The following is a 10195-nucleotide window of genomic DNA, read 5'->3' as shown; positions in this document are numbered from 1 at the left end:
GAAATCGACTGGACATCTGTCTTTGGAGGAGAAGTCGGCAGTGAATTTGGACTACCAGCATTTTCCGATAACGCTGAGGAAGATACCGATCGTCAAGAACAATTCCATTCCGAAATCAACTTTCTCGATAGCTTACGCGACCAGTTATCGATGGATGTTCGACTCTCCGACGCCGACCGAGAAATCGGTGAACAATTACTTGGCGCCTTAAAACAGAGCGGCTATCTCGATAACGATGTTGTCCACTTTCTGTCCAATAAACTCGATGTCGAACCGGAAGAAGTCGAACGGGTACTGAAGTGCTTGCAGGACTACGATCCTCCAGGAATCTTCGCCCGGACGTTGCAGGAATCGTTGCTGATTCAGCTCCGTCGCAAGAAGAACGACTTGCTGCCGCAAAACCCCAATCGATTAGTCTATTCGAAAGCGATTCAACTACTCACCGAGCATTTTGAACTAATCGCTCGGCGACGTTTCGAGCAGATACAAATCAGTACCGGTTGGAGTGAAGACGAAACCAAACAGATATTCGCGGTAATCCAAGCGCTGCAACCGATTCCCGGTGTTGGGAACGAAGTGCAGGAGTTTGTTACCCCTGATATTTGGGTTGCTTTGCAGCCGCGTGATACTGCACCACCGAATCGAATAGTCGAGCTTGACTCCGGAAAACAATTCTTTCTCTATCTCAACGACGCGACCGTTCCCGATTTGCGAATCAGCCGCAAGTATCGCGAAATGTTTATGGAACGCAACCTTGACACCAACACCAAACAGTGGTTGGCGCAGAAATTCGAGGCGGCTCGCAATTTCGTCAAAGCGATTCAAAGCCGACACAAAACGATTCTCGATGTGATGGAATGGATTATCCGCTACCAATACCGTTTCTTTATCACCGGCGAAACGCTCATTCCGTTAACCCAGATTCAAGTAGCAGATCGCGCCGGTTGCGATAACTCTACGGTTTCTCGTGCGATCAAAGACAAATATGTCGAAACCGATTGGGGCATCTTTCCCCTGAAACACTTCTTTAGCGGCGGTTTGGAGTCGGATTTTGGCGGTGACGTTTCGACCCGGGAAATCAAACAGAAGTTATCGGAACTTATCGAAAACGAAGACAAACATAATCCACTGACCGATCAATCGCTCTGTGATGCCTTAAATGGTATGGGGTATCACTTAGCTCGCCGAACCGTACAGAAGTATCGTGAACAGCTTGGTTACCCCCTAGCCCGTTTCCGGAGGACGTTATGAGTCTACTCTCCGAAGTAACACCGGAGCAAATCCTCATCCATGGGAACGATCTTTCCGAGTTGATGCGACAGCAATCCTTCGCCGATATGATTTGTTTGCTATGGCGCGGCAACACAGCGACACCGGCAGAACGGCGGGTCATCGACGCCATTCTCTGTTCTTCAGTACTCCATACTGATAATTCCCCCTCCATCGTTGCTGCTCGCACGGTGGCATTGACTGGTGGCGATTTACCGTCGGTTTTGGCAGCAGGCACTCTTGCAATGGGAGCCAACCACGGTGGAGTGGTCGAAAAATTGAGTAAATTGTTACAGGAAAATGTTCACAAGGGAGATGATCCCGAGGAATGCGCCAATGCTATCCTAAGCAATGCAAAAGCTTTGAAGCAACGAATTCCCGGTTATGGTCATCTATTGCATCCCGCCGATCCCCGTACTGTCGCACTTTTCACAGTGATGCGTGAAACCGGATGCTATGGGGTCTATTGTGCGACGGCGGAAGCGATTGAGCGTAAGCTTACAAGCGTTTCATCGCGTCCGTTGCCGTTAAATATTACGGGAGCAATCGCGGCAGCGATTTCCGATCTGGGATTCGAGTGGCGCATTGGTACGGCGTTTTTTGTAATTTCGCGGATGGTTGGCATGGCTGCCCATTATCGTGAAATCAATTCGTAGCGTCATTGCAAGAGCGCTCTGCGTCGAAGCAATATCATACGGAACCCTGTACGACAGACACTCCTGTCTGTCGAGTGACTTTCGATTTGATATTACCATTTGAATTTACCCGAGCCGGGTATTCGTCAATAAAATTGTAACATTTCGCTGGCAAATATATTAGCGCATGCGGCGAGAATTTTGTTTCCGACAGACGTAGCGGTCTGTCCATCTGACTTTTTAACCGGGTGTTCCCCAACGCCCAAGTAATATCCATGAAAGAATCATCTTTCACCGAAAAATGAGTCCGCAACTTGGCGGAATTGGAGGAGTGATGGCGGAAAAGAAACTGGTGTATTCCTTTGGCGGAAACCGCGCCGACGGCGATGCATCGATGAAAGCGCTGCTTGGTGGAAAAGGCGCCAATCTTGCGGAAATGGTCAACTTAGGAATGCCGGTTCCCCCCGGATTTACAATTTCGACCGAAGTCTGCACTTACTACTATACGAACAACAATAAGTATCCCACGCAATTGCAAAAGCAGATTAAAGATGCGTTGAAACTACTCGAACAACGGATGGGTAAAAAATTCGGCGATCCGAAAAATCCGTTGCTGGTCAGCGTCCGTTCCGGTGCTCGGGCGTCGATGCCGGGCATGATGGATACCGTTTTGAATCTCGGTTTGAACGATGTAACGGTGCAAGGGTTGGTCGCTAAGTCGGGGAACTCCCGGTTTGCGTACGACAGCTATCGCCGGTTTGTCGCAATGTATGGCGATGTCGTATTAGGTCTGAAACCACAGACTAAAACCGATATCGATCCCTTTGAAGAAATCCTCGACCACAAAAAACATGCCCACGCGGTTGCCAATGGCATCGATCCGAAATCGGTCATGGACACCGATTTAACGACCGATGAGCTTATCGAATTGGTCGCAGAATTCAAAGCGGCCATCAAAGATCGCCTCGATCTCGATTTCCCCGAAGACCCGCTCGAGCAGCTCTATGGCGCTATTGGCGCAGTATTCGGTTCGTGGATGAACGAACGTGCGATCATCTATCGTCGCCAAAATAAAATTCCCGACGAATGGGGTACCGCTGTCAACATCCAAGCGATGGTGTTTGGAAATATGGGACTCGATTGTGCGACCGGCGTCGGATTTACCCGCGACTCCGGTTCCGGTGAGTCGTTATTCAATGGCGAGTATCTGATCAATGCCCAAGGCGAGGATGTCGTTGCTGGAATTCGCACTCCCCAACAAATCACCCTCGTTCACAGCCAACGCTGGGCAGAATCACACGGTATTCCCGAAGCGGATCGCGCCGCTAAATTCCCCTCATTGGAAGAGGCGATGCCTGAATCGTACAAACAGCTTGTCAAGATTAGTAATAATCTCGAAAAGCACTATCGCGATATGATGGACATCGAATTCACCATCGAGAACAAGACCCTGTTCATGCTGCAATGCCGGGTCGGTAAGCGAACCGGTTTTGCCGCGTTGCGGATTGCCACCGATCTCGCTAACGAGAAGAAGATTTCCAAACGCGAAGCGGTAATGCGCGTCGAACCGGATCAACTGAACCAACTGCTGCGCCCAGTGTTCGACAGGAAAGCGAAAGACGTTGCGATTTCGCAGGGTAAAAAGCTGGCGATGGGTTTGCCGGCAGGTCCCGGTGCTGCAACGGGTCAAATCGTCTTCTTTGCCACCGACGCCGAAGAGTGGGCGAACGAAGGCAAGACTGTTTTACTGTGCCGACTTGAAACCACGCCGGAAGACATTCGCGGTATGACGGCTGCGAAGGGTATTTTGACCGCTCGTGGCGGCATGACCTCCCATGCGGCACTGGTTGCCCGACAGATGGGGAAGGTTTGCGTTGCCGGTTGCGGCGAAATCGAAATCGATTATGTCAATGGCATTATGTCCTTTGGCGACAAGAAATTCAATAAGGGCGACTGGTTATCCATCGACGGCTTTACCGGTGAAGTCATCGAAGGAAAAATCGATACTCGCCCCAGCGAGTTAATCGAAGTGCTCATCGACAAGACGATGAAGCCCGCCGATTCCGAGCTGTTCCAACGGTACGATAACTTGATGAAATGGGCGGACGCCGAACGCAAACTCGGAATTCGCACCAATGCCGACCAACCCGATCAAGCCGCCACTGCCATCGCATTTGGCGCGCAGGGTATCGGTCTCTGCCGCACTGAACACATGTTCTTCGGCGGCCAGAAGATTCTTGCCATGCGGGAAATGATTCTCGCCGATACATTGGAAGACCGCAAGAATGCTTTGGCAAAGCTGCTCCCGTTACAGCGCGACGACTTCGCTGGCATCTTCCGGGCAATGCAAGGCTATCCCGTGACAATCCGTACGCTGGATCCGCCGCTGCATGAATTTGTCCCCCACGAAGAAAATGCGCAGGAAGAACTTTCCCAAGAACCCGGGATTCCCGTTGCAACGATTCAAGCGCGGGTCGAAGAACTCCGCGAAGCAAATCCGATGCTTGGACATCGCGGTTGCCGCCTTGGCATGTCCTATCCGGAAATCACTGAAATGCAGGCGCGTGCGGTCTTTGAAGCAGCCTGTATCGTCCATAAGGAAGGCATTCCAGTTCATCCCGAAGTGATGATTCCCCTCGTATCGACGGTGAAAGAACTAGAAGAGCAAGCAAACATCGTTCGTCGTTGCGCCTCCGAAGTTTTCGCAGAGTATGGCTTCAAAGTTCCCTATCTGGTCGGTACGATGATTGAGCTGCCGCGCGCTGCATTGACCGCGGATGAGATAGCGTCGGTTGCTGAGTTCTTTAGTTTTGGCACCAACGACCTTACCCAAACGACGTATGGTCTTTCGCGCGACGATGCCGGACGCTTCCTGCCGTTCTACATCGAGAAGAAAATCTATCCGTCTGATCCGTTTGCGGCATTGGATCGCAAGGGTGTCGGCAAACTCGTCAAGATGGCGACCGAATTGGGACGCGGTGCACGCGAAACCCTCAAGCTGTCGCGCTTGAAAGTTGGTATCTGCGGCGAACATGGTGGCGAACCGTCGTCGGTCGAGTTCTGTCATTTGATTGGTCTCGATTACGTTTCCTGTAGTCCGTTCCGGGTACCGATTGCCCGGTTAGCGGCGGCACAAGCGGCGATAGCTAATGCCCCGGCACCAACGGTTAAACCGGTAGTCAAGGCGAAACCGGTTGCGAAGAAGGCGAAGGCAGTCAAAGCTCCGGCAAAGAAAACCACAGCAGCGAAAGCTCCAGCTAAGAAAACAGCGACAGCGAAAGCTCCTGCTAAGAAAGCGGCAGTCAAGGCAAAACCCGTTGCTAAGAAAGTCGCCGCCAAGAAAGTGGTTAAGCCGGTTGCCAAGAAAGCGGTCGTGAAGAAAGCTGCAGCCAAGAAAGCGGTTGCCAAAAAAGTCGTCGCGAAGAAGCCAGTGACGAAGAAGGCAGCCCCCGCGAAAGCGAAACCCGCAAAGCGGAAGTAGTACAATCTGACAGCCGGTTGAATCCTCGACCGGCTGTCTTCCTTTTCTAGTTTTCCCGGAGGTTGGACATTCCTGTCCAACCCACAGAGTGTGAAAGCCGACATCGTAGAGGCGTCTAGTAGCCGCCCGTAACTATCGGTGTGTGCAAAAAGTCACTTAGGTATCTCGAAAAAAAAATTCGCAATTGGAATTAATGAAACCGAACACGCCAAACCGAACTCATTCCGATTTCTACCAGCGGGTCTACGACTTGGTGCGGCAAATACCCTACGGTCATGTTACGAATTATGGCCATGTTGCCCGATTATTGGGTTCCCCGGGAGCCGCTCGGACGGTCGGTTATGCCCTGCATTCCCTGACCGAGGGTACCGATGTTCCGTGGCAGCGGGTAGTGAATCGTTCCGGGAAGCTTTCTTTGCGTAAATTAGGGGAAGCTGGCGAAATCCAGCGAAGACTCCTCGAAGCCGAGGGAATCGAATTCTCCACTGATGAGAAAATCGATTTTGAGCGGTTCGGTTGGTGGGGTGAATTGTAGGGGTTTGATTCATTTAACCCGACGCATAGAATTCATTCTATGCGGAGTTGAACGATTGAAAGTAAAATATTGAACAACAGGAGTACGATATGGGTTGGCGAAAACCGGAAATACCGCGGGATGCCGACTTCGACGGCAAAGAAGAAGATTGGAACGGAAGATCGTTCTATTGGCTGTCTGTGACGTCAGTGTTTGGAAAACCGATTGGGTTGGAAGACGCCTACAGCAAAATCATTATGGCTCCTTCCAAAGAGGGAATCCAGTTGCTGCTCAATCCGCGGGTGCTATTTCAACCCGGCGCATTTTCATCGAAAGTGATGATTGAGATCGAACGGCCGGACAATTACAGTGCACAAGTCGTCACCACCGATACCGGCAAAGTCTTCTCTTCCGAAGCGATTGGCGAAGCGTCGCAGATTAAAAAAGTAGTCGACCGGATGACGCAGAAAGTTACCAACGACGGATATGTCGTGCAGGGTGTGTACCACTGGTACTTGACCGATGCGCCATGGTCGTTGAATAAAGCGTCTCGTACCGTTGTTTTTATCCGGATATAACGCATGGCAAATTTCTCAAAGGAAGAAGTAGCGAAGCTCGCGCTACTGGCTCACTTGGATGTATCGGATCGTGAGCTGGACGCATTGCATCACGACTTGAATCAAATCGTCGGCTATGTCGACCGCTTGGAGCAAGTCGATGTAACGGGATTGGAGCCGATGCAGCACGCCTTCGATGCCAAAAATATCTGGCGTGAGGATGTTGTACAACCTTCGTTACCGCAGGAAGTTGCCTTGCAGAATGCTCCCCACCGGATCGAGAATTTCTTCGCCTTTCCGCGCATCGTTCCCACGAAAAAAGGGGAAGCAAGCGCCATCGAGAGCGAGGATATAGAATGAAAGCAATCGGTGTCATTCCATCCCGCTTAGGGGCAACCCGTTTTCCCCGAAAACCGTTGGCGTTAATTGCTGGCAAGCCGATGATTGTCCGTGTCCTTGAACGAGCAAAGTTAGCGACCCGGTTGGATCGTGTCATTGTCGCCACCGACAGTGAGGAAATCGCCACTGTAGTGAGAAATCATCAAGGAGAAGTGATTCTCACCGATTCAGCGCTACCCAGTGGCACTGACCGGATTGGCGCAGCGGTTCGCGACCTCGATGCGGAAATTATGTTAAACATTCAGGGCGATGAACCGGCGATGGATCCTGCGACGATTGACGCCATCGTTTACGAGATGCAATCGGATGCCACTATTTCCATCGCGACTCCGGCGCTCCCGATGGATGATCCGGAATTATTCATGAATCCGGCGGCGGTGAAAGTCGTGATTGATTGCAATCGCAATGCGCTATACTTCTCCCGCGCAAAGATTCCTTTCCCGCGGAATCACGGAGTCGAAGATATCCCTCCCATGTATTTACACCTTGGGTTGTATGGTTATCGGCGGGATGCCTTGGATTGGTTTTGCCAGCATCCGCCATCCCCACTCGAGCGGCGGGAGAGTTTAGAACAACTGCGGTTTTTAGAAGCCGGTTGGAAAATCCGGGTCGTACTGACCGATGCGATTTCCATCGGGGTCGATACGCCGGAAGATGTTGCCCGGGTCGAAAAAATTCTCCGCGACCGCAACATCCCATGATTGCTCGGGTACAGACAGGTCTCCAGACCTGTTTTGTAGGGGTTCGATTTATCGAACCCGGTAACGAAGTGTGGTTACGGGCATCCAAGCCCGTGCTATAAACAACAACAGATTATTACGGGCATCCATGCCCGCTCTAATTTTCCGATTGTAAGACATTTCAGTACAAGTCAAATGTAAATACTGTTCGTTAAACCTTTGGTTTCACAGCGGTCGTCGATTCTGAAATGTGATATCCATTACCGCAGGCGCTAAGTTAGCGCCTGCGCACTTTTTTTTTAATGACAAGTTCGATACCTTCCCTCATTACCGTTTCGGAGGCAACATCCCGTGCAGCACAATGCAAAAGCAAAATTCATCTTTATTACCGGCGGTGTTGTATCGGCGTTAGGAAAAGGCATCTGCGCCGCCTCACTCGCGCGGCTTCTGAAAGCGCGCGGTTTTAAAGTCGGGATGATCAAATTAGATCCCTATGTAAATGTCGATCCCGGCACAATGTCACCCTATCAACATGGTGAAGTATTCGTGACGGAGGATGGCGGGGAAACCGATCTCGATTTGGGGCATTACGAACGTTACCTCGATGAGAATATGAGTCGAATCAATAACACGACTACCGGACAAATCTATCAAACAGTGATAAACCGGGAACGGCGAGGCGACTACTTAGGTGCAACGGTACAAGTGATTCCCCACATCACCGATGAAATTCAATCCCGCATCTTTACCGTTGCAACGCCCCCTACCGAAATTGTCATCGTTGAAATTGGCGGAACGGTTGGCGATATCGAATCCCAACCATTCCTCGAAGCGATCAGACAAATCGGAATGGAGTTGGGACAACACCGTTGCTGCTTTCTCCATCTCACATTGGTTCCTTTCATCGGCTCGGCAGGCGAACTGAAAACCAAACCGACACAACACTCGGTAAAGGAACTACGTGAAATCGGTATCCAACCCGATGTGTTGCTCTGCCGCACTGTATCGAATTTGACGATTGAAGAAAGTGTCCGAAAAAAAATCGGACTCTTCTGTAATGTCCAACCATCGAACGTTATCCCAGTACCCGATGCCGAAATTGTTTATAATGTACCATTGCAATTGGAAGCGGCTGGACTTGGTGAATTGGTCGTATCCCATTTGAAACTGCCGCACCACAAGCCCAATCTATCCGATTGGGAGCTTGCTGTATCCCGGCTCGCGGCATTGCGCAAAGAAGTAACCATTGCAATTTGCGGGAAGTATGTCGGATTACACGATGCATACAAATCGATTATCGAATCCTTTGTCCATGCCGGCGGGGAAGTAGGTATCAGACCGGTTTTGCGGTGGATCGAATCAGCCGAGCTGACCCGCGAAACCGTTGAAGACCGGCTGAGTGGCTGCTCAGCGATTCTTGTCCCCGGCGGATTTGGTGAGCGCGGCATCGAAGGAAAAATTCTCGCAGTCGAGTATGCTCGTAAGAAAAATCTTCCGTACTTGGGATTATGCCTCGGCTTGCAAGTCGCAGTAATCGAATTTGCGCGGAATGTTGCCGGTATGAAGACAGCCCATAGCCGCGAATTCAATACAAAAACTCGTTACCCGGTAATTGACTTGATGCCCGACCAGCGTGACGTGAAGCGAAAAGGCGGCACCATGCGACTCGGCAGCTATCCCTGTTTCCTGAAGGATAACACGAGAGCTCGGGAGATTTACGGCAGGGAGGCGATAACTGAGCGGCATCGCCACCGATATGAATTCAACAATGAGTATCGCGATAAGTTACGTGACAAAGGACTCATTTTTTCCGGACTATCACCGGACGATAAATTGGTAGAAATGATTGAGTTGCCGAACCATCCATTCTTTGTCGCCTGTCAATTCCACCCCGAGTTAAAATCTCGGTTAACCAATGCACATCCGCTATTCCGCGAATTCGTCCGAGCGGCGGGAACCCATGCGGGAACCCAGGCAGTATGACTGAACTTTGTGAAATCCCGATTATTCGAATAAAACCGGAAGCGTGGCGACGGTTACGGAACGGTCATCGCTGGGTTTTTGCGAATGAATTGGAAACAGCAGTATCCGAGTTGCCAGTCGGTGGCATCATTCAGATTATTGGCAACGATGGGAAACACTTCGGCTATGCCCATGCCAATCCTCGTACCCTGATTGCGGCGCGTATCCTAACTTACAGTACGAATCCGCCCGGACGTGAATGGCTCTTTTCCCGGCTCGATGCGGCGTACCGGATGCGGGAACAATTGGGATTCGGCAATGTATATCGGCTTGTGTTCTCTGAAGCCGATTCGTTGCCAGGTCTTATTATCGACCGTTACGATGAACATTTCGTTATTCAGATTCTCACTGCCGGAATGGAATTTTGGCGTTCACATATAGTCGATTGGTTGCGGAAACAGTTTCATCCCCAGTCGTTGCATTTTCGCAACGATTCTCCGTATCGCATTCAAGAGGGTTTGTCTGCGGAAAATGTTACGATGATTGGCGAGCCACCCGACCGCTTTCGCTGGGAAACCGATGGGGTGATCCAATTGGCGAATCTCAAATCAGGACAAAAAACTGGTTCCTTTCTCGATCAACGTATCAATCGCACTGCCATCGACCCCTATGTCACACCCAACTCAATTGTACTCGAT

The 10195-nt window shown here is 50.7% G+C and carries 9 protein-coding genes; all 9 read left to right on the top strand.

Translation table 11 applies throughout. The features are described from left to right. A partial coding sequence (rpoN, locus tag OEM52_11095; protein ID MDK9700679.1) for an RNA polymerase factor sigma-54 occupies nucleotides 1–1251 on the top strand: 1251 nt, incomplete at its 5' end. Continuing rightward, on the top strand, nucleotides 1248–1925 hold the full coding sequence (locus tag OEM52_11090; protein ID MDK9700678.1) for a citryl-CoA lyase: 678 nt from the start codon (nucleotides 1248–1250) through the stop codon (nucleotides 1923–1925). The genes rpoN and OEM52_11090, both read left to right, overlap by 4 nt. Nucleotides 1926–2238: 313 nt before the next feature. Next, nucleotides 2239–5385, top strand: coding sequence for a pyruvate, phosphate dikinase (ppdK, locus tag OEM52_11085; GenBank protein ID MDK9700677.1), 3147 nt, complete (start codon nucleotides 2239–2241; stop codon nucleotides 5383–5385). Between the two features lie 193 nt (nucleotides 5386–5578). Next, nucleotides 5579–5920 (top strand): MGMT family protein, encoded by a 342-nt coding sequence (locus OEM52_11080; protein ID MDK9700676.1) that lies wholly within the window; start codon nucleotides 5579–5581, stop codon nucleotides 5918–5920. 89 nt (nucleotides 5921–6009) lie between these two features. Then, the gene (locus OEM52_11075; GenBank protein ID MDK9700675.1) at nucleotides 6010–6477 is read left to right on the top strand and encodes a hypothetical protein; all 468 of its coding nucleotides are present in this window, start codon (nucleotides 6010–6012) and stop codon (nucleotides 6475–6477) included. A 3-nt stretch (nucleotides 6478–6480) separates the two neighbouring features. Further along, complete coding sequence (gene gatC / locus OEM52_11070; GenBank protein MDK9700674.1) at nucleotides 6481–6816, top strand: Asp-tRNA(Asn)/Glu-tRNA(Gln) amidotransferase subunit GatC; 336 nt, start codon at nucleotides 6481–6483, stop codon at nucleotides 6814–6816. Beyond that, a complete protein-coding gene (gene kdsB, locus OEM52_11065; GenBank protein ID MDK9700673.1) occupies nucleotides 6813–7556 on the top strand; it encodes a 3-deoxy-manno-octulosonate cytidylyltransferase in 744 nt (247 codons plus the stop codon). The genes gatC and kdsB overlap by 4 nt, the downstream gene beginning before the upstream one ends. A 330-nt stretch (nucleotides 7557–7886) precedes the next feature. After that, nucleotides 7887–9518 (top strand): CTP synthase, encoded by a 1632-nt coding sequence (locus tag OEM52_11060; GenBank protein ID MDK9700672.1) that lies wholly within the window; start codon nucleotides 7887–7889, stop codon nucleotides 9516–9518. After that, nucleotides 9515–10195 (top strand): hypothetical protein (locus tag OEM52_11055; protein MDK9700671.1); only part of this gene is annotated, 681 nt, incomplete at its 3' end. The genes OEM52_11060 and OEM52_11055, both read left to right, overlap by 4 nt.

It is taken from the genome of bacterium, from assembly GCA_030247525.1.
GTDB lineage: Bacteria > Electryoneota > JAOADG01 > JAOADG01 > JAOADG01 > JAOTSC01.
This window is presented reverse-complemented; position numbering and strand designations above follow the sequence as displayed.